Source organism: Acinetobacter sp. ANC_7513 (genome assembly GCF_056779915.1).
The window spans coordinates 60,467-82,254 of the sequence record NZ_JBWYIW010000002.1 but is presented as its reverse complement, the minus strand read 5'-3'; the positions used below and the strand labels follow the sequence as shown (position 1 = coordinate 82,254).

The window sequence follows — 21,788 nt, the reverse complement described above, 5'->3', positions numbered from 1 at the left end:
TATTTATTTTTGATGAATATTTTCTAAAGTATCGACAAGCGTACGTGTCATCTGATCAATTTCGTAATTGACTTGATCGCCGACTTGAACATATTTCCATGTGGTTAAGCGTAAAGTTTCTGGAATAAGATCGATTGAGATTTGATTGTTTGCACGATCAACTCGATTGACTGTCAAACTGCAGCCATTTAAACCGATAAAGCCCTTTAAGAAGAAATATTTGATATTGCCATTTGGAATTTCAAGGTCGATATGAAACGTTTCACCATTTTTGCTTAAATGCTTTACGGTTGCAGTGCCTTCAATATGACCATATAAATTATGCCCACCATTCTCAGCACCTACTTTAGCGGAGCGTTCAATATTGACCTCATCACCGACGTTGAGTTGACCTAAAGTGGTTAATTCAAGTGTTAGATTTGAAACATCAAAATGCACTTGACCAGCGATCAGATCAATTTGTGTAGCGGTTAAGCAAACACCATTAATCGCAACACTGGCGCCGATAAATACATCATGAAAAAGATTGAGCGCATTAGAAATAACAAAAGTCCGATATCCCTCTTTATGCTGTATATCTAATACTTTTTCTAACCCTTGCACGATACCTGTATACATAATAAACCTTTGCCTAAAAATAAACCTTAATTGCTTTTAATCCTAACTGAGATCGTAGCGATGATCATCTTACGCAGATTGATTGGTTCTGGGTAAAAAGAAGGTCAATAAACCCAGTAGTGGTAAGTATGAGCTAAAGTGAAATACCCAACGAATACCTTGATGATCTGCCACATAGCCCAAAGCTGCTGCCGCGATACCGCTGATCCCAAACATCAAACCAAACATCAAACCAGAGACCATGCCGACACGACCTGGCATCGCTTCTTGTGCATATACAACCATTGCTGAAAATGCGGAAGACATAATCAATCCAGCAAGAATCGCAAAGATACACGTCCACATCAAATTCACATGTGGCATGAGTAATGCAAAGGGTGCCATGCCAATGAAGGAAATCCAAATGACAGCTTTACGACCTACTTTGTCACCGACAGGGCCGCCAGCAAAAGTACCGATTGCTACTGCAGCTAAAAAAGCAAATAAATAAAGCTGAGCCTGTTGAATACTGACCTGAAACTTTTCGATCAAATAGAAGGTATAGTAATTTCCAATACTTGCAATGTACGTGAATTTTGCAAACATTAACGCACAGATAATCACAATTCCCTGTACAAGTTTAGAACCTTTCAACGGTGTTGATTGCTTGGCTTTTACTGCTGAAGCAGCTTGAACAGCATATTGAATGGTCCATCGACTGATTCTGTAAAGCAGATAAATAGCGAAAATGGCAAATATCATGAGCCAAGCAACTGAGGCTTGGCCGTTCGGTACAATAATTGCTGCGGCCAACAGTGGCCCAACGGCAGAGCCGCTATTACCACCCACTTGAAAAGCGGATTGAGCAGTTCCGAAGCGACCACCTGATGCTGTTCTCGCTACTCGTGAGGCTTCTGGGTGAAAGGCAGATGAGCCCACACCGATGAGTGCTGCTGAAATCAGTAAGATTGGAAAAGTCCATGCAAATGCCAGCAGAACGATACCTAGCAGTGTAACGCACATACCCAAAGGGAGGAGGTAGGGCTTATGATGCTTATCAGTGTAGAGTCCAACCCAAGGTTGCAGAATAGATGCAGTCATTTGATAGACCAAAGAAATAATCCCGATTTGGGTAAAGCTCAAGTCAAAATTAAGTTTCAGCATGGGATAAATGGCAGGTAAGCAAGACTGGATCAGATCATGTAATCCATGCGCTAATGCAATAGCGAAAATAATATGAACCGCCATTTTATTCGCTGAAGCACCAGAGGAATTGTTTGAATGTTCTATTGATTGAATTGAACCCATAAGGCTGTGCTGTCTTCATTTTTGAGGTGATTATAACCGTGCAACAGCGGAACAATGTACGATTTATTCAATTTTCGATGTACTGTTGCTGATCAGATTATATGAACTATCCAATAAAAAGCCCCCAAGCCGAGCCTTGGGGGGTAAGTTGCTACTGCATGACGCTATTATTATAGTTATCAGGGTCAAAACAAGACTGAACAAAGCGCTGATTTCATTCAGATCGTTGTTAATTAATCGAAGACCAATTAAGCTGATTTAGCGGTGATGTGTTGTTGCTGTTCAGCTTCGAGTTTTCGAACTAAAGGCAGTACTTTTTCACCAAAATATTCAACTTCCTCTATAAAATGTAAGAAGCCAGATAAGATCAGGTCCACACCAACTGATTTTAATTCAACGATACGTTCAGCAATTTGTTGCGGTGTACCGATGAGATTTGTTCTGAACCCGTCGTTGTATTGGACAAGATCTTCAAATGTTGATTTTGCCCAGTTACCTTCACCTTCTTGAGTTGCGGCACCAGCTTCACGAGTTGCATCACCAAAGGCATTGACTGCTTCTACATTTGCATTGTCAATGATTTCTTGAAGTACAGCTTTTGCTTCCTCTTCAGTATCGCGAGCAATGATAAAGGCATTCACCCCAATTTTGACTTGATGGTGATTCAGCTTGGCTTTTTCACGGATGTCATCAATCTGCTTTTTAATTTCAGCAGGCGTGTTTCCATTGGTGAAATACCAATCAGAAACACGAGATGCCATATCACGTGCGGCACGCGAGCTACCCCCTTGGAAAATTTCAATATGTGGGCTTTGAACAGGTTTTGGCTTCAAGGTGTAGTCTTTAAATTGATAATATTTTCCATCAAAACTAAAGTTATCCTGCGTCCAAATACCTTTTAAGCTACGAATAAACTCCTCTGAACGTGCATATCGTTGATCGTGTTCAGGCCATTCTTCACCGATGGCATCAAATTCACCACGGAACCATCCGCTCACAACATTAATAGCGATACGACCATTGGTTAAATGATCAATTGTCGCGAGCTGTTTAGCCGCCAGCGCGGGTTTCCAAGGGCCTGGTAAAATTGCTGCGATTACACGTAACTTTTCAGTTTTTGCCAATAAGCCATGACTAAAGCTTACAGATTCATGCTGATTCTCCGCACCGTATCCTGCCGTGAATCGAATCTGTGTCAAAGCATATTCAAATCCACTTTTTTCAGCAGCTTGCGCGAGTCGAACATTGTAGTCGTAGCTCCAGTCTGTTCGTTGTTCAACATTACTGACGACAAGACCACCACTGACATTTGGAACCCAATAGGCAAATTTAATCGCTTGCTTTTCTGCATTAGACATGGCTTATACCCTCATTGATTCAATTATATTTATGCCACTTCAATTTTTGGGGCAGCATTATTCTTGTGATGCAAGCGTGACTCTGCTGCATCTAAACTTGGTACTGCTGCTGAAGGTAATACTTCTTCTTGTTCAATTTGTTTGTTAATGCCCAAGTTTTGATTGGCTTGTTGGGTTTTATCTTTCACAACCTCAGCACGTTTACCTTTGGCTGGTGCCCACTCTAAAATTGGTAAAGCACGAGCAATGGCTAAGGTAATGCGCGCACGTAATAGTTCACTGTGAATGGTGTATTCAGGCGTAAAATCACGATCAGTTGCATAAACTCCAATTGGCAAAGTCTGTGCTTGGAAGAAGCTAAATAAAGGACGCAATTGATGCTCAAGTACTAAGGCATGGCGATCACTGCCCCCTGATGCAGCTAGTAATACAGGCACATCAACCAGCGCAGTTTGTTCTACAAAGTCAAAGAAATGTTTAAATAAACCTGTGAAAGATGCGCGATATACGGGCGTTCCCACAATCAATGCATCCGCGGCTTCAACAGCAGCAAGATCATCTTGAACACGTTGCGGCAGCTGATTGCGATAAATGGCACCACCTAATAAATGACCGATTTCGCTAAATTTAATAAAATGCACATTAATAGGTGTTGCTTCACCTAACTCATCCAAAATCGCTTGAACAAGCGCTTCAGTTTTTGAAGGATTATTTAGACCGCCAGAGACAGCAACGATATTTAATGGTTTTTGTTGAGCAGTAGACATAGTACAAACCTAAAAATTTAAAATTAATCTCGGATGCACTATTTATGTGGATTTATGCTTATTCTGTAAAATAAGCAAAATAAGAATAAATATCATTTTTGCGTATATAGCGATAATTTAATCTTTTTGAGATATAAATAAGTGATAAATAACTGAATAAACGTATATTTATGATTATGAATAAGCTATTTCAATATTTGAATAAATTTTATATTTAAAAGTGATGTGCTTATCGAATTTTCAAAATTACATAAAAAAATCGCGTTTGTAAGATTTAGCCCGACATTTTCTGCAAAAATTCGTTAATATTTATATATCCTTAACAGCTATAGCACAGTTAGTATATTGATTGTGTTTGAGATCTCTCGCCTCGCTTATGAATATTTTAATCGTTGATGATCATCCACTGTTTCGTCATGCTTTAATTCAAGCAGTTCGTTACAGCTTACCGCAAGCCCAAATCCATGAAACAGCTGCTGTTAATGAATTTTATGAACGTTTAGAAAAAGGTCCTGAACCAGATTTAGTGCTTTTAGATTTGAATCTTCCAGGTGCATCAGGCTTCTCAGCGTTGGTGCATGTGCGTGCACAGTATCCATCGTTACCAATTATTGTCGTATCGGCGCATGAAGAAGTTTCAATTATTCAACGCTCGATTGCACATGGTGCAATGGGCTATATTCCAAAATCAGCGCATCCAAGTCACATTGGTGAAGCGATTCGTCAGGTATTAGAAGGGGATATGTGGTTACCACCAAACCTGCCTGCGAATTTAAACTTTGATCCACGTGCTGCAGATGAAACAGCTTTAGCAGAACGTATTCAATCTCTAACACCACAACAATTCCGAGTGTTAATGATGGTTGCGGAAGGTTTGTTGAATAAACAGATCGCATACGAACTTGATGTTTCTGAAGCAACGATTAAAGCGCATGTGACCGCGATTTTCCGTAAATTAGGCGTTCAAAATCGTACTCAGGCTGTATTAGCGATTAATGCATTAAACATCGAAGAAAAACGTGTTTAAATGATTCTTAGATTTGAAAAAAAGACCTAATCAAAGGTCTTTTTTTCGATGCGTATCTACTTTAGGCTAAACAGTCCTGTTTAGGTGTCAACTCATTACAATATAGAGGATTGAGTGCACATTGAAGTTCATCAATTTGATCTTGTGTTACATAGCCCTTGCGTTTTAAATATTCTGCAACGCGATCATCTCTAAGACTTAAAAAAGCGGCATCATAAACTTTCAGATCAACAAAGAGTGCAGCCGTTTCAAGTCCATTAAAACGATCTAAAAACACCTCATTGCCATACATGAGAAAAATATGATCGAAATCTGCATATGCATCGATGCCTAATTGTTCTGCGAGTGCAAGCGGCGGTGTTTTGATAAAGAGTAAATCTGAAATTTCATCAAACTGCGTGGTATCAAGCGTATTTTCACCAGTTTTCACTTTACCAAGCCAAGCTTTAAAGACCAAAACGGCACCACCACGCAACAACATACTCCACACTTGATGACGCGTATGTTCATCTAAATCTCGGCATTCTGATGCTAAACGTTGAATAAGTTGATTTTCTTGTTGTGCCAATTTATCAAATAAACCTAAGCCTTGAGGGTGATAAGCTGCTGGTGTAAATACATCAAATTTTAATTGTTCAAAAACCTGTAAAGCCAAAGGTACTGCAGTTTGGTAAATCTGTTCCAAGGCACGTACATGTACATTTTTTAAGGATGTAGATGGAAAAATTTCTTGCCACTTGATTTCAGGCAAAATTGCATTGGCACCATATTGGCGATGAAATTCGTGATTACGATCTAAACCATGTGGCATAGCTTCTGAAATGTTCATTGCAAGACTCCATTTGATACTTTTATTCTCGAGAAAATTTGAGGCACTTTGATTTCTTTAATCGAACGAAGATGTGCTGATGGCTAGATTTAGAATTATGTTGATTGCAATAAGAATAAGACTAAAGTATTAATTTTTATTTGATGAGTAAATTTGTCATCTAAAAACATGATGTTAGTAAACTTGTAACTATTTGTTTTAAATGATATTTCAACTTTTGATGTGTTTTGCCATAGAAAATCGGACTTTGATTTTTTTGGTCAATTGCCAATGCTCTTTTTAGCTTTATTTTGTTCTCTTTTGCCACCTCTAAAGCTGAGATCTGCCAATCATTGTAAAGTACGGTGTGAATATGTATAAAAATCACCCAACTTTTCGTGGAAAAACTGGGTGATGAATGTATCAAAATGTGACTATTTCGAATCTTATTTTGAAATTTTTAAACCTGATAACCATGAACGTAGAGAGGCAGGTTTGAGAGGTTTTTTCAATAGGACAATATTCAGCTCTTTGAGTCTTTGCGGAAGCTCAGGATCTGAATCAGCTGTAATCAATGCCACAGGCACATTTTCTTGACGATGTTCTACAATAAAATCTAATCCTATTTTATTTGAATTCAGGTGTTGATCGACCAACCAAACTTGAATGTTCTCTTGTTGAATAATCTCAAGCGCTTGTTCAGGTTCTGTGGCTTTAAACACTTGATAACCCCATTTAGTAAGCAAAGTTGCCATGCCTTCTAAAATAGTTTCATCATTGTCTAAACATAAAATTTTATACGCTGCAGATTTTAATGGTGTGGCTTGAACTGGTGCGGTCACAACCTTTGGTGCATCGATGAGTGGGACTTCAATCATAAAACATGAACCCTTACCCAACTCGGAATACACATGCACAGGATAACCCAACATGCTGGTCATTCTCTGAACGATGGCGAGTCCAAGACCTAAACCTTGTTCACCCCATGGCGAGGTATGTCCACAACGTTCAAACTCTTGGAAGAGTTTAATACGTTGTTGTTCAGCAATCCCTGGACCAGTATCCCAAACACCAATACGAATATGGTTTGCTCTTTCTGCTGAACGTAACACCCCAACAATTACACGACCTTTTGCTGTGTATCTTAGGGCATTACTGACAAAGTTTTGAATAATACGGCGAATCCATTGAGGATCTGTATCAATCCAGAATTTCACGTCATGCACTCGGAAGGAGATCGCTCGTTGTGCTGCAATTGATTTAAATTGTAGTTCTAAGTCACTCAATAGGTCATGTAATGGATAGGCTTGTCGTTTAGGTTGTATTGTTCCACCTTCTAAACGTGCAATGTCTAATAATGCAGAAAGCATACTCTCTGCACCATGTAAGGCACGATCGAGTTGCTGTAGCGTTTTAGCATCTTCTTCATTTTGAATGCTTTGTTCTAATGCCGTACTGAATAACCGTGCAGCGTGCATAGGTTGAAGTAAATCATGACTTGCTGCAGCAATGAATCGACTTTTTGACATATTGGCTTTGTCAGCTTGTTCACGTGCCAATTGTTGTTCTGCCAAGGCATTGGCAAGTTGTTGAGTGCGATCTTGAACGCGTCCTTCAAGTAGTGCTTCAGTTTCTCGGAATGCCGTAATATCAGCAAATGTCGTCACGAAGCCACCGCCTTCGATTGGATTTCCTCGCATTTGGATAACACGACCATCTTTACGAATACGTTCAAACTCATGAGCGCTACCTACTTTCATCCAATGAATACGTTTACGTACGTGCTCTTCAACGGAACCAGGTCCACATTCACCGCGCTCTGCGTTGTATCGGATCAAGTCTGCAATCGGGCAGCCCACATATACCAAATCTTTTGGATAATCGAATAAAACGAGATATTGATTATTCCATGCGACTAAACACATGTTTTCATCGACAACACTTACCCCTTGGGTCATGTGGTCGATCATGGTCATAATTAGATTTTGGTTAAAGCGTTGCCATTGTGATGCTTGGTCTAGAATATTAGCGACCTGTCCAAGTGCTAATCCATTGTTAACCATGGCTGTAGTGAGTAGGGTACGTGCCGATGCAGCTCCAATTGTGCCAGCAAGATATTGTTCAGTGAAACGCCACCACATCCCATTGGCACTGCTGTTTTCGTTTAATATCACATTATTGGATAAGCAGAATTGATTAAACGCATGCATGGTCGGACCTTCACCCGTAATCCGTTTGGCAAGCGTGATCAGGTCACCCACTTTTAATCGTGCGACATCATGATGTAAATAATTAACTTCATTTGAGGTTTGTTGCGTTTGTAGGGGTTTAGTTTCGTAATAGAAGAAACTTTCTGCCTGTATTTGCTCAGCAATACTTGGACGATAAATTCGTGAGATCCAGATGTAGAGCACGATATTTAAGCCAAGTGACCAAATTACACCATGTGTTAATGGCGCAAATGATTCAAAACCAAGTAATGCTTCAGGCTTTAATAAGTCAAATCCCAGAGGGCCAAACATCAGAAACGAATAAGTAAATTGATAATATTCATCTGGTAAACTTCTTAAAATTGTTGGTAAGAGCAGTGTGTAACTCCACATCACAAAACCAACGATGAGACCTGCATAGACCCCTTGTTTACTTCCACCACGCCAGTACAACCCCCCAATAAGTGCAGGTGCAAACTGTGCAACAGCACTAAATGCCAAAAGACCAAATACTGACAGCTGATCAATGTCATTAAAGAAATGGAAGAACAAGAATCCAAGTAGCATGACCGCCAAAATACATACGCGACGTGTGAATTTCAGCATTCGAGGTAAACGCTTGTCATGACGAGAAATCCAACCCAAGCGCCATAGCGCAGGCATAATCAAGTCGTTACTGAGCATGATTGAGAGTGCGACTGAAGAGACTAAAAGCATACCAGTTGAAGCCGAAAATCCTCCAAGGAATGCTAAGAGCGTCAGCCATTCTTGGTTATAGCTCAAAGGCAGTGACAGCACGGCAACATCAGGGACTGCCATGTATTCTGGTGCAGCATGAAGTGCCCAACTTGCAATCGGAATAATCGCGACAACGGTTAAAATGATGTAAGCGGCAAACCATCTGCGCGCACCACGAATATGTTTTTCATCACGTAATTCAACTACAGCAACATGAAACTGGCGTGGCAAACATATAATCGCTAATGCTGCTAAAAGTGTTTGAATCCAAAAGGTATCTGGCACGCCCATCAGTTGAATTTCATGGAAGGTTTTGGATACGTCTGCGGAAACTTGAATGAGGTTTTCGGGGCGTTCAAATAAAAAGAAAAAAGCGACACAGAGGAGTGCAAATAATTTAACAAAGGATTCAAAAGCGACTGCCAGCATTAAACCGCCATGCTGTTCGGTGTTGGCAATCTGACGTGTACCAAACATCATAGCCAAAATTGCTAGAACCCCTGTAAGTGCAAGTACACCATTGGTGGTCAGATTCATCACTTCTGAATCTTGTTGCAACATCACGGATGCACTGAGTGCAATGGCTCTCAGTTGTAAGGCAAGATAAGGAATGATGGCGATCACGGCTAAAATGGTGACGAGTGAGGCGAGAGGTCCGCTTTTGCCATAACGTGCTGCCACAAAGTCAGCAATTGAGGAAATAGCATGGTGCTGACGTACTCGACCTAAGCGACGCCAAATATCATAACCAAACCAGACAAACAGAAGTGGGCCTAAGTAGATTGGAAGGAAAATGATCCCTTCACGAACAGCAGCACCCGTTGCGCCGTAGAATGTCCAAGACGAACAGTACACGCCTAAGGTCAAACTAAACAATAACATACGTCCACGTGGGCTGAGCCGACTGGCATGTTTTTCACCAAAAAAGGCGCAAATAAAAAGGATGAGGATGTAGAGGGCGAGTACCCCAATAATCAACCAACTGTTCATAGGACTTACACTTGAGAATCTCGTGTAATGATAACGCATCCATGAACTGTCACGTTCAAATTGATCAAAATTTAGCGACCAAAGTCTAAATTACAACCAATGCAAAATCTTGCTAATTTAAAAATCGGAATAATTTAAATAAAAAAAATGACCTACGGTTGGGTCTCATATGGAGTCTTGTTTATGGATGAGAGACAAGTAGAGCAAATTCTACAGAATCCCAAATTCAAAGAAATGGTCAAAAAGAAAAGCACACTGAGCTGGACATTGACAGGCATTATGCTGTTTGTCTACGTTGGTTTTATGCTTTTAGTTGGCTATAACAAAGAGTTTTTATTGTCATCGCTTTCAGGTGGTGTAACCACTTGGGGTATCCCTCTAGGATTAGGCATCATCGTGCTGTCTTTCTTGTTATGTGGTGTGTATTCGTACATTGCCAACAATAAGCTCGATCAATTAAACGAAGAAGCTATGCGCGAAGTTGAAGCCATCACTCACGAGAAGGGACTACACTAAGATGAAATGGAATTCTTTACTCACATTTGCAGGGACTGCAATGTTATCTGGATTGGCATTCGCAGGTCCTGATTTAGGTGCAGCAGAACAACAAGCAACAAATTGGCCTGCGATTATCATGTTCTTGATTTTCGTCGGTGCAACGCTAGGGATTACCAAATGGGCAGCTAAACAAACCACAAACACCAAAGATTTCTATACCGCAGGCGGTGGAATTTCTGGTTTCCAAAATGGTTTAGCCATTGCTGGTGACTATATGTCCGCAGCATCGTTCCTTGGTATTTCTGCGATGGTTTTCCTGTCAGGTTTCGATGGCTTACTCTATTCACTTGGTTTTATGGTAGGTTGGCCTATCGTACTTTTCTTGATAGCAGAGCGTTTGCGTAACTTGGGTAAATACAATTTATCTGACGTTGTATCATTCCGTTTACAAGAAAAACCTGTACGCACACTGGCAGCGTTAAGCTCTCTTGTTGTTGTTGCATTCTACTTGATTGCCCAAATGGTCGGCGCTGGTCAGTTGATCAAGCTTCTGTTTGGCTTGAACTATAACATTGCTGTCGTCATCGTCGGTCTGCTCATGATGGCATACGTTATGTTTGGCGGTATGTTAGCGACAACATGGGTGCAAATCATTAAGGCAGTGATGTTGTTGTCAGGTGCTACCTTCATGGCATTTATGGTGATGAAAGGCGTTGGCTTTAGCTTCACCAATATGTTCGAGCAATCGATTCAAGTCTTCTCTAAAGTACATGATTTAACCTTAGATGATGCAACCAAAATCATGGGACCAGGTAGTCTGGCATCAAACCCAATTGATGCGATTTCTCTTGGTTTAGCATTGATGTTTGGTACAGCTGGTTTACCACATATCCTCATGCGTTTCTTCACAGTAAAAGATGCGAAAGAAGCACGTAAATCAGTTGTTGTTGCAACAGGCTTTATCGGTTACTTCTATCTTTTAACTTTCATCATTGGTTTCGGTGCGATTCTCTATGTATCGAACAACCCACAATTCCTTGATATTGCGAAAATGGCAGTAACTGGCAAGCTAGAGCTTGTTGGTGGTAATAACATGGCTGCGGTTCACTTGTCTGATGCTTTAGGCGGTGACTTGTTCATGGGCTTCATTTCAGCGGTTGCATTTGCCACGATTCTAGCAGTTGTTGCAGGTTTAACGTTGTCAGGTGCTTCAGCAATTTCACATGACTTATATGCGAACGTATTGAAAAAAGGACAAACTACACCTGAATCTGAACTTCGTATGTCTAAAATCGCGACTTTAGGTCTTGCGATCTTTGCGATGATCTTGGGTATCTTGTTCGAGAAACAAAACGTTGCCTTCATGGTAGGTTTAGCATTCTCTGTTGCTGCATGTGCAAACTTCCCAGTGCTTGTACTTTCAATGTTCTGGAAAGGTTTAACAACGCGTGGTGCAGTTGCCGGTGGTGTTGTTGGATTAGTTTTAGCGGTTGTACTCATCGTACTTTCTAAAGCAGTTTGGGTAGATACGCTTGGTATTTCTGATACACCAATTAATCCATATAACGGTCCTGCATTATTTGCGATGCCTTTAGCATTCTTCTTCTGCTGGTTGTTCTCTGTGACAGACAATTCTGCACAAGCGCAAGCAGAACGTAAAGCATTTGATGCACAGTTTGTACGTTCACAAACAGGTATTGGTATTTCTGGTGCGTCAGACCACTAAACCATACTGATCATGATAAAAAGCCCCTTTAAGGGGCTTTTTTTCTTTACCAAATTTCTATTTTAAATGACATACAAGTCATCAACTGTCCGCTATGCTTTCATTCAAACAAAACAATAAAAATAGTTGGAGTTGAGATGAGTTTAATATGCCGCGTGATACGTGATCTCGTACGTTTACCATCCGCGTGTCTACTGATTTTACAGCTGCTGATTTTATTCCTCGCAGTGATATCAAGTCATGATTTGGCTTATCGCTCCATGACTTGGATTCTCGGCGCTTTAGTCCTTCTTATTATTGCTAAAGTCATCAAAATGACCCCAATTTTTAGTGCTGTAGGTTTATTTGGGGTATTAGGAGCTCTCATTTTTTCTTTCTTGATTCTGATTGGATATCATCAAGCCTATATTCAAATTACAGCGCATGTATTTGAAGTTATCGCGTATACGACAGCGGCTTATGGTTTGGTTCGATATATGTTCGAAGACCGCTATTTGACCAAAGATGAATTATTTGCGGCAGCAGCTGTTTTTACTTTAATTGCATGGAGCTTCGCATTTTTATATAGCATCTGCCAGCTATATGACCCACTGAGTTTTAGCATAACGCCTGAACAATCTGTTCAACATAGTTGGTTAGATTTGTTGTTTCTCAGTTTTAGTATTCAGTCGGCAACAGGTCTTTCAGATATTATGCCCTTGAGTCCGCTGGCGAGACTGATTGCCATGATTCAAATGTTTAGTGGAGTCATGTATCTGGCTTTGATTGTTTCGCGCTTAGTTGCACTGCAATACATTGCTCATTTGCCAAAGCATCAGGATGATTAAAACAGAACGTTACATCTTGCTAACGGCATTCATCTGCAAAATCATGAATAATAAGTACTTAGATCAAAAAATAATCTCCAACCCTCGATATTGAGTCGATTTTCTATTCTGTTTTTGATGAAACTAACCCGGCTTTATATGAGGTTGAGGATAAATGATCTCAATTCATATAGCGTTTTATCCAGTTTGAAGCGTTTCACCGAAAAATAAATATATAGGGGAATTATGTCTTCTCAGCATCCTTCATGGTATTCAAATGTAAATCCACGTGTTTTTATCAGCACGGTACTCATCATTTTTGTATTTTTGGCCACTGTGGTGTTATCTCCTAATGGTTTTGAATTAGTTACTCAGCAACTGAACCAATGGATTACGGATTCTTTTAGTTGGTTCTATGTTTTAGCAGTTGCCATATTTCTGATCGTGCTGGCTTATATCGCAATTTCTGACTACGGCAAAATCAGGCTCGGTCCAGATCATAGCCAACCGAGTTACAGTAATGGCTCTTGGTTTGCCATGCTCTTTACCGCAGGTATGGGGATTGGCCTGATGTTTTTTGGGGTAGCAGAACCTGTAATGCATTATGTCTCTCCGCCAGTCGGTGATGGAGAAACGGTTATGGCAGCGCAGCAAGCGATGCGAGTGACTTTCTTCCACTGGGGACTTCATGCATGGGGAATCTATGCATTGATTGGATTGTCCTTGGCCTATTTTGCTTATCGACATCAATTGCCTTTAAAAGTACGTTCCGCGCTTTATCCGATCATTGGAAAAAAAATTCATGGTCCAATGGGGGATGCCGTAGACACATTTGCCACGATTGGAACAGTATTTGGTGTGGCGACAACATTGGGTTTTGGTGTAACGCAAATTAATTCAGGCTTGAATTATTTATTTGATGTTCCTCAATCAGCAAGTACTCAAGTGATACTGATCATTATCGTCAGTTCATTGGCATCATTGTCCGTTTTTCTAGGTTTAGAAAAAGGAATTAAACGGTTGTCTGAGTTGAATTTGGTATTGGCAATAAGTTTATTGCTCTTTGTATTCTTCGCGAGTTCTACCATTTATCTTTTGCAAACCACAATTCAGAACATGGGTCAGTATGTTTCTAATCTCTTTACCATGACATTTAATTTATATGCTTATCAACCGAATGGTTGGATTGGTGGTTGGACGATTATGTATTGGGCATGGTGGATCTCATGGTCACCATTTGTCGGGATGTTTATCGCACGTGTGTCACATGGAAGAACTATTCGAGAGTTTATCGTTGGAGTTATGTTGATTCCTACTGGATTTACACTCATTTGGATGGGCTTTATGGGGAATGCTGCGCTCTTCAGTATTATGCAAGAAGGCAATGAAGCACTGATGCTAGCAGTACAGAAGGATTCTTCCGTTGCATTATTCGAATTTTTAAATAGCTTACCACTCGCTTCAATCATGAGTGTGGTGGCAACATCGCTGGTTATTTTATTCTTTGTCACTTCAGCGGATTCAGGTGCATTAGTTACAGACTATTTGACGGCCAAAGGTGAAGGTTCACCGACATGGCAACGACTCTTTTGGACTGTGCTTATGGCGGTATTGGCAATTGTATTATTATTGGTCGGTGGGCTCGGTGCTTTACAATCTGCAACCATCATGAGTGCATTGCCATTCTCCGTCATTATGCTCTTTATTTGTTGGGGATTACTCAAAGCCTTAAAAGTAGATTTAATTAAAATGAATGCTTTGCAAGAAGCGAGAATTACACCTCGAGCGATTCATCAACCACGGAGTTGGCAAAAACGCTTAGGATTGATTATGCACTATCCTCATTCTAAGGAAGAGGTTGATGTATTTATTGAATCTCAAGTATCTCAAGCATTAGAGCAAGTGCAGAAAGAGTTCAAGAGAAGACAGTTTAAGGTTAGTGTAAATCGATTGGGTGAAGGTGTAGAGTTGAGGGTAGATCATCATGCTGAGTTGAATTTCGTATATCAAGTGATGTCACAAAGAACAACGCCACCGAGCTTTATGCCAGATACAATGGTGACTGAGCAGGATTATTATCAGGCGGAAGTGTTTTTAAGAGAGGGTGGACAGGCCTATGATGTAATGGACTGGACACAAGAAGACTTAATTCAAGATGTCATTGATCAATACGAAAGACATTTACATTTCTTAAGTGTAATTCGTAGCCCTGAGTAAATAGTGAATGATTAAAAAAGGACGCATTATGCGTCCTTTTTTGATTCTGTATCTAATAATTTATTAGAAACGGAATTTAGCATTTAAGCCAACAGTTTCAGTATCACGGCTAGAACCATTTTCAGCGTTAGCATTTACATAACTTGCACCAACAGCTACAGCTGGAGTGATGAAGTAGTTTACGTTAGCACCGATAGCTGAGCTTGGAGTGTCATTAAAGCTTGATTCAGTATAAGAAACGCCTGCGCTTAACTGTGGATTGAAGTAAAGGTCAGATTTTAATTGGTAAAGTGTGTCTTCACCGTATACTAAACCAGCTTCAAAGCCAACAGACATATTTGTATCAGTGATGCCGCCTACATATTTAGTACGAGCTGTGATCGCATCTTGATCTTCAGCAATAGTACCTGTTTCAAGTGCTGAGAATACGCTGCCGTTGTTGATTGCTTTAAAGACATCAAAAGAGTATTGGTCAGCAACGCTTGTATAACCTACAGCAACTAAGAAGTTTGGAAGTAACATTGCACCAAGTTCTAAAGCATAACGATCGCCGTTACCATCTGCTAATTTAGCAACTTGTGGGTGGTTTAATGGGTTGTTTGCAGTGAAATCATTTTTAGCATCAGTTTTTGAGTGGCTATATGATGCGCTTGCATATAAAGGAATAAGTTTAGTTGGGATGTAAGCTTCAGCTTTAGCACCGTAGTTATGTTGTTCTGCTTTAACTTCTTCATTAATACCGTAAGCAGGTACTTTAATATCAGCAGAATATTCACCGAAATTATAAGCCACAGATACATTAGATGCCTGATTTAAGAAAGCCGCTTCAGCTAAAGGACCTTTAGTTGAGTCAACATTCTTGAAGTAATAAGTACCTTGTACAGAACCAGTGTAGTTATCATTGTTCAATGAGTCATCAAAGTATTCAGCAGCCCCTTGTACTTCAACTTGATATGCGTGTGCCCCAGTCATTGCTACTAATAAAGCAGTGGCTAAACTAATTTTTTTCATAATAGTTACCAAATAAATGTCGAATGAATATGCAGTAAATATTGTATTGTAACAATGTATTAAGTCAATGATCTTTAAGGTAATAGTCTGCTGGTCTAAATTTATTTTGTGTGTTATGTCTTGATACAAGAAGATTAAGAACATGAATTTTTGAACATTTTATTCAAAAATAACAATGTGATAAGGAGATTTTCAACGTCGATTAAGCTTAAAAAATTGCATCGAAATTATACAAAAAAAAGATTATTAGAATCGGATAAAACGTATAAAGAAAATGTTAATTTACATGAAATTTAAGATTTTCGTTTAATTTTAACTCATTTGAAAATAAATAATGTGACTTTTTTCACCTACTTGGTAGTAAAGTGTTAGGTTGATTCGGAATTTCAAAGGGTTACGATGTTTGCAATTTAAGTTAATTTTCACATAATTACATGCTCGTAAACTAAGTTTTTTTTTATATTTAAATAAATTGAGTTCTGCCTTTTAGATTTACTAAATATTATAGTGGTTATTTCTCTTATATGCCCAGCTTTCCCCAAGGCTGGGTTTTTTTTTAACTTATATTTATTTGCACCATTATAGTGCATAACTGGGTGTATTCTTTATCAATACTGAGCAAAAAAAAACCTAGTTTTCATAGAAAACTAGGTTTTTTCGCCAAAACTTGAGGGAAATACAGAAATTCTGCTGAGGTATATTTCTATCTCGCCCTAATGTGGGGCATTATGCACCAGCATATTGCACATGTAAATATTATTTTTAAAAAAAGTGTTAAAAATAGACAAAAAAATTGGAAATAATCTGTCAAAATTGAATTAAATGCATTGGTCAAATTGGAACATTAAATTGAAAGGAATCTACGTTGTTGCACTTTTTTTAACGTCTGTTTTTTTATCTGCCTGCCAGGCCTTAGATCATATTAATCCGAGAATAAAAGCATACGATTTAAAAGACGATTCAATGCTGAATAGCAGTGAATCAAAGAATCAGCATCATATTGAGACCCTATTTAATCAGCAAAATATTCAAGGTGTATTTATCACCTATGATGGCAAACACGTTAAAACTTACGGTTCTGATCGAACAAGAGCAAAAGAAAATTTTATCCCTGCATCCACTTTTAAAATAGTGAATGCTTTGATTGGATTAGAACATCATAAATCAACTCGGTATGAAGTGTTTAAATGGGATGGAAATAAGCGTTCATTTGATAGTTGGCAACGTGATTTTACGCTTGGTGAGGCCTTACAATCATCTGTTGTACCTGTGTATCAAGCCTTAGCACACCGTATTGGACCAACATTGATGCAACAGGAATTAATTCGAATTCAGTATGGAAATGCAAAAGTCGGGGATGAGATAGATCAGTTTTGGTTAAAAGGTCCTCTAGAGATTACACCTGATCAACAAGTTAAATTTGTTTATAGATTGGCACAGTTGTCATTGCCGTTTCGTAGAGATGTACAACAAGATGTAAGAGACATGATGTATGTCGAATCACGTGGTGCGAATAAGCTATATGCCAAAAGTGGTTGGGGAATGGATATTGAGCCTCAGGTGGGCTGGTATGTGGGTTTTGTAGAACAAGCCAGCGGTCAAGTCACTGCCTTTGCATTAAATTTAGAAATGAAAAATGGTGATAAAATTCAGCAACGGAAGGAAATTACTTTAGATATTTTAGATCGACTCGGTTTATTTCATTATTTACGTTAAAAGTCATATAAAAGATAAAAAAAACCCAGCCGATTGGGATGGCTGGGCTGAAAAAGGATGTTCTGTATGTGGGAGAAACATCCGAGGGTAGAACAAAATTCATTAAGCAAATCTGATATGAATCAGTGTCTTTGCGATGTAAGCATTATGGTTTAAAGGATGAGGTTTGTATAATGATTAAAAATTATGCGCGTGATCTATTTTTTCGATGCTGATTAAGTGATCAAAATAATCATCTGATTTTAATTCAAAAAAAGTAAATACTGCCAAATATGTCACTTGTATATTGGTGGAAAAATAATTTAAATATTGAACAAAAAAAATTTACGGCATTACAATAGTGTGATATTTATCACATTGTTTCTTAAATAAAAACTTGTGCTTTAAGTGCTTTTTAAGCATGGTTATATTGTAAAATATAACTAAGTTCAAAGAAATTTTATAAATCTCACCGCTTTATACGGTCTTTTATTTTAGAGGTAGTTTGGATGTTAAAATCACATTCCGAGCAAATTGGTCGCCGCCTATTTGTGTTCGTGATGATTATCGTCTTATCTATCCTCTGTATTTCAATCCCATTGGTCATTAGCCATTATCGCGAATATCAGAAATCACAAACAGCATTGATTGAAATAGAAAATCTTCGTGCCGTTGCTGCTCTAGCGAATCGTATTTCACGCGAGCGTGGCCCTGCGAACATGGCAATGTCGAGTTCACAAGAAGAGTTTGAAAAAAATAAACAAGCGCTTATTGAGTATCGCGCGGGAGTAGATGAACAAATTAAGGTCTCGATTCATCGATTAGATCAGTCTGGATATGATGGGTTAGAAGAGTACGTCGCTCAATATCTAAATCCAAAATTAGCGGAAGGTCGCAAACAAGTCGATCACTATATTTCGTTGCCATTTGCAGAGCGTACGCCTGAAGCTTTAGATCAAGCTATTCTTACAATGTTTAATGCGTGGGATAGCAGTCATGATTTACTGAAGAAACTGGTAATGCAGTCTAAAAGTAAAGACAGTTCGATGGGGCATTATTACACCATGATTTTGGTGTTGGCTGATTTGCGAGATCAGGCTGGACGTGTTGCTTCAAATGTAACTGCACATGTGACATTTCAGCAGCCGTTACCAAGTGACAATATTGCACGCGCATTACAAACGCAAAAACAAGTTCGCTATTTGTGGGATTTAGTGAATACCATCCAACCCGAACGCCATCGTACAGCTGAATTCGCTCGCTTACACCAAGAGGTGAAAACTCAGTTTATTGATCAGGGCTTACCCATCATCATGCGATTAATTGATGAAAGCCGAAAGGGACAACCTTATTTTTTATCAGGGACTGAATTAAGTGTAGCTGTATCTGGTAAATTCTTAACAGTTATCGATTTACAAGACTATTTGCTCAATAAGAGCGTTGAAATCGCAAAGTCAGAAAAAGATGCGAATCAACTCAATTTTATACTCACATTGATTGTCTCTTTAATTTCACTATTGGCTGCTTTATTTACGATGATTTATGTTCAACGTAAAGTTATTTCGCCGCTTATTATGGTGAGAGATAAATTAGTTGAATTGTCGTATGCCAATGCTTTGGTCGATAGTAATTTTATAGAAGATCAGCAGAAGCAAGTACATTCATTACATGAAGCGATGCAAAAACTTCAGAAAATGTTGCATCAACGTGATGAATTTGAGTTTGAATTAAAGAATATTGCCAATACCGATAAATTAACAGGTGTTTCAAATCGTTTTGCTTTAGAAGCCTATACCAAACTTATGGAAGCTCAGCCCAATAAGTTTACCCAAACGTGTTTGATGATTGTAGATATTGATTATTTTAAACAGGTTAATGATCAATATGGTCATGTTGCAGGGGATCAAGTCATTCAGCAGGTGGCAAATTGTTTAAGTCATAATGTTCGATCAACTGATTTAGTCGTTCGCTTTGGTGGGGATGAATTTTTGGTGTTGATTGAAAATTTAGACCTTGAACATGGTTTACGTGCTGCAGAAAAGATGCGTAAGAGTATTGGTGATTTACAATTTACAGATGAGCAAGGTCAGTCGTTTAATGTATCGATCAGTGTTGGTGTCGCTGTCGGTGCTGATTCTTGGAAAGCATTATTTGCTAAGGCAGACCAAGCATTATTTAGAGCGAAAGCACAGGGGCGGAATACGGTTTCAAGTTGATTGTTTTTATGGGTGTTATTCTTTATAAATGAGCAATAACATCAATTTATAAAATATTATGAATACTGAGCAAGAACAGCATTTAGAGAAAATATTTAGAGATAATCAAAATCAAGGCATTGCTATTGCGATTACAGGTTGTTGGGGAGTTGGAAAGACTTTTAGTTGGTATAGATTTATCAAAAGAAGAGCTGAACAAGAAGAAAATGAAATAAAGCAAAAGCCAAGTTATGAAAGAAAGAATAAAGACAAAATATTTAGTAAAAAATACGCGTATGTATCTTTATTTGGAATAGAAAGTCTTTCTGATCTCAAAGCTGCTATTTCAACAAATATGAGTAGTAATTATTTTAATAAAGAATCCTCTCAAAATTTTGAGATTCCTACTTTTGTAAAGAATGGATTGTCAGCACTTCGTGATGTAAAAATTAGTGGAAATGGTGAAGGATTTGGTATCAATTCTTCAGCTAAAATTTTTGAAGCAGTTCTATATTCTCAAGTCAAAGATGCAATTATCTGCTTTGATGACTTTGAACGAATGTCCAGAAAATTAGATATTCAAGATGTAATGGGTTTAGCAAACCAATTGAAATTGGAACGAAACTGCCAAGTTGTTTTAATTTTAGATGAAACGAAAAATGAAGATGATAATCAAAAAAAATATGCTGAATACAAAGAAAAATTGATTGATGAAACAATCAAAATTACTTCTGTTGAACCTTTACTTCGTGAAAAAACAAAAGAGCTAGATGAGCCATTAGTAGATTTAATGGTAAATTTTGCAAACGAATTAGAAATTCATAATTTTCGATTTTTAAAAAAAGTCATCAAACTTTATAAAAAATTTAGAGAGCAATTACCGCAAGAAGTTGCTGACTCGACAAAAAAGATTATTCTTATTCGCGTTCTACAAGGATATTTTATTGAAGATTTTGGCAACAAATATGAGTTTGATTGGGAAGATATAAAGTCAAGGCTTGAGAAAAATCAGACTGATTGGTCTGAGAGAAAACGTAAAACCTATGAATCATTGAAGTCACTAGATTACAAATTTATTTATTCTGATGAATGGTTTATGGAGTTTAAAAAATGGTTTGATCAAAAAGGAGAGCCAAATTGGACTTTATTACATGACCTAGCAAACTCTACGATGATTTCTGAAGAAAATAATAAAATTAAAGATGATTTTCATAAGTTGTGTGAAGATTTTTGGGGGCTTCGAGTAGGCAAGAATTTTCCAAAGATTTTCCATAAAGCAACGAAAGCTGTAGTTGGCTTAGAAAATATTCATAATTTAAATTTTGCTTTAAAAATTTTAGAAATTTTTAATGAGGATGTTACATCATTGGAGCAAAATATTTGTGAATGGATTAAAGAGCAAAAGAATAAAGAGCGTCAAAGTTTTTATAATATTCAAGATGATGATGAAATAAGACCTGTTTTTAAGGAGTTGATTTTAAATCATCAACCTTCTAAAGAAGAATTACCAAAGCTGATTGATGCAATTTTTCAAGTTTATATAAATGAAGTTTGGAATGATCGAGATGAATTAGCAATTGAATACGCTAGTAAAGAACAGTGGGAAAAACTTCTTTTTGAAGAAATAAATAATGATCCGAGATTCACATCTCTCAATAGTAGCTATGTTGTTAAGAAAATATTAGATAATCAAAAGGATCAAGAGACAAGCCAAAGAATTCGCCAGTTGATTACTGAAATATATAAAGAAAAAGCAGAGAAAGAGCCTTTCTATACGGAGTATATGAATTATCTGATTTCAAGATTAGACAATTAAAAAGGGCTCTTATGAGCCCTT

At 38.3% G+C, this 21,788-nt stretch carries 15 protein-coding genes; 8 read left to right on the top strand and 7 right to left on the bottom strand.

Going from position 1 to position 21,788, the window contains the following annotated elements:
* Nucleotides 1-3: 3 nt before the first annotated feature.
* The 4 genes from AC1M9B_RS04335 to msuE form a co-directional block, all read right to left on the bottom strand.
* Nucleotides 4-618 carry a riboflavin synthase subunit alpha gene (locus AC1M9B_RS04335; protein ID WP_481586860.1) on the bottom strand — a complete coding sequence of 205 codons (615 nt, stop codon included), beginning with the start codon at nt 616-618 and terminating at the stop codon, nt 4-6.
* Between the two features lie 69 nt (nt 619-687).
* Nucleotides 688-1,845, bottom strand: coding sequence for an MFS transporter (locus AC1M9B_RS04330; protein ID WP_481608699.1), 1,158 nt, complete (start codon nt 1,843-1,845; stop codon nt 688-690).
* A gap of 308 nt (nt 1,846-2,153) precedes the next feature.
* A complete protein-coding gene (gene sfnG, locus AC1M9B_RS04325) occupies nt 2,154-3,263 on the bottom strand; it encodes a dimethylsulfone monooxygenase SfnG (protein WP_035265790.1) in 1,110 nt (369 codons plus the stop codon).
* 29 nt (nt 3,264-3,292) lie between these two features.
* Nucleotides 3,293-4,030 carry an FMN reductase gene (gene msuE / locus AC1M9B_RS04320; RefSeq protein WP_035265789.1) on the bottom strand — a complete coding sequence of 246 codons (738 nt, stop codon included), beginning with the start codon at nt 4,028-4,030 and terminating at the stop codon, nt 3,293-3,295.
* A gap of 376 nt (nt 4,031-4,406) precedes the next feature.
* Between msuE and AC1M9B_RS04315 the strand changes: the two genes are divergently transcribed.
* Nucleotides 4,407-5,057, top strand: coding sequence for a response regulator (locus tag AC1M9B_RS04315; protein WP_035265788.1), 651 nt, complete (start codon nt 4,407-4,409; stop codon nt 5,055-5,057).
* Nucleotides 5,058-5,118: 61 nt separating this feature from the next.
* On the opposite strand, the gene AC1M9B_RS04310 is transcribed toward AC1M9B_RS04315, so the two are convergent.
* Together AC1M9B_RS04310 and AC1M9B_RS04305 are read right to left on the bottom strand one after the other, a co-directional pair.
* Nucleotides 5,119-5,886: a hypothetical protein gene (locus AC1M9B_RS04310; protein ID WP_035265786.1), complete on the bottom strand. Its 768-nt coding sequence runs from the start codon at nt 5,884-5,886 to the stop codon at nt 5,119-5,121.
* A 425-nt stretch (nt 5,887-6,311) separates the two neighbouring features.
* Entirely contained in the window at nt 6,312-9,803 is a 3,492-nt protein-coding gene (locus tag AC1M9B_RS04305) for a hybrid sensor histidine kinase/response regulator (RefSeq protein ID WP_481586858.1), read from the bottom strand.
* Between the two features lie 183 nt (nt 9,804-9,986).
* Here AC1M9B_RS04305 and AC1M9B_RS04300 point away from each other — a divergent pair, with 183 nt between their 5' ends.
* From AC1M9B_RS04300 to AC1M9B_RS04285, 4 genes are all read left to right on the top strand, one after another.
* Nucleotides 9,987-10,319, top strand: coding sequence for a DUF485 domain-containing protein (locus AC1M9B_RS04300; protein ID WP_035265779.1), 333 nt, complete (start codon nt 9,987-9,989; stop codon nt 10,317-10,319).
* 1 nt (nt 10,320) lies between these two features.
* Complete coding sequence (locus tag AC1M9B_RS04295) at nt 10,321-12,027, top strand: cation acetate symporter (RefSeq protein WP_180028478.1); 1,707 nt, start codon at nt 10,321-10,323, stop codon at nt 12,025-12,027.
* Nucleotides 12,028-12,164: 137 nt separating this feature from the next.
* Complete coding sequence (locus AC1M9B_RS04290; protein WP_481608657.1) at nt 12,165-12,854, top strand: ion channel; 690 nt, start codon at nt 12,165-12,167, stop codon at nt 12,852-12,854.
* Nucleotides 12,855-13,079: 225 nt separating this feature from the next.
* On the top strand, nt 13,080-15,050 hold the full coding sequence (locus AC1M9B_RS04285; RefSeq protein WP_481608656.1) for a BCCT family transporter: 1,971 nt from the start codon (nt 13,080-13,082) through the stop codon (nt 15,048-15,050).
* A 63-nt stretch (nt 15,051-15,113) separates the two neighbouring features.
* Here AC1M9B_RS04285 and omp33-36 read toward each other — a convergent pair whose 3' ends face one another.
* A complete protein-coding gene (omp33-36, locus tag AC1M9B_RS04280; RefSeq protein ID WP_481595757.1) occupies nt 15,114-16,061 on the bottom strand; it encodes a porin Omp33-36 in 948 nt (315 codons plus the stop codon).
* 822 nt (nt 16,062-16,883) lie between these two features.
* Here omp33-36 and blaOXA point away from each other — a divergent pair.
* The 3 genes from blaOXA to AC1M9B_RS04265 all read left to right on the top strand — a co-directional run bounded on the left by blaOXA (nt 16,884) and on the right by AC1M9B_RS04265 (nt 21,767).
* Nucleotides 16,884-17,777, top strand: a complete 894-nt coding sequence (gene blaOXA, locus AC1M9B_RS04275) for a class D beta-lactamase (RefSeq protein ID WP_481608655.1) — start codon at nt 16,884-16,886, stop codon at nt 17,775-17,777.
* Nucleotides 17,778-18,265: 488 nt separating this feature from the next.
* Complete coding sequence (locus tag AC1M9B_RS04270) at nt 18,266-19,972, top strand: GGDEF domain-containing protein (RefSeq protein WP_481608654.1); 1,707 nt, start codon at nt 18,266-18,268, stop codon at nt 19,970-19,972.
* A gap of 58 nt (nt 19,973-20,030) precedes the next feature.
* Nucleotides 20,031-21,767, top strand: coding sequence for a KAP family P-loop domain protein (locus AC1M9B_RS04265; RefSeq protein WP_481608653.1), 1,737 nt, complete (start codon nt 20,031-20,033; stop codon nt 21,765-21,767).
* The last annotated feature ends 21 nt before the right edge of the window (nt 21,768-21,788 follow it).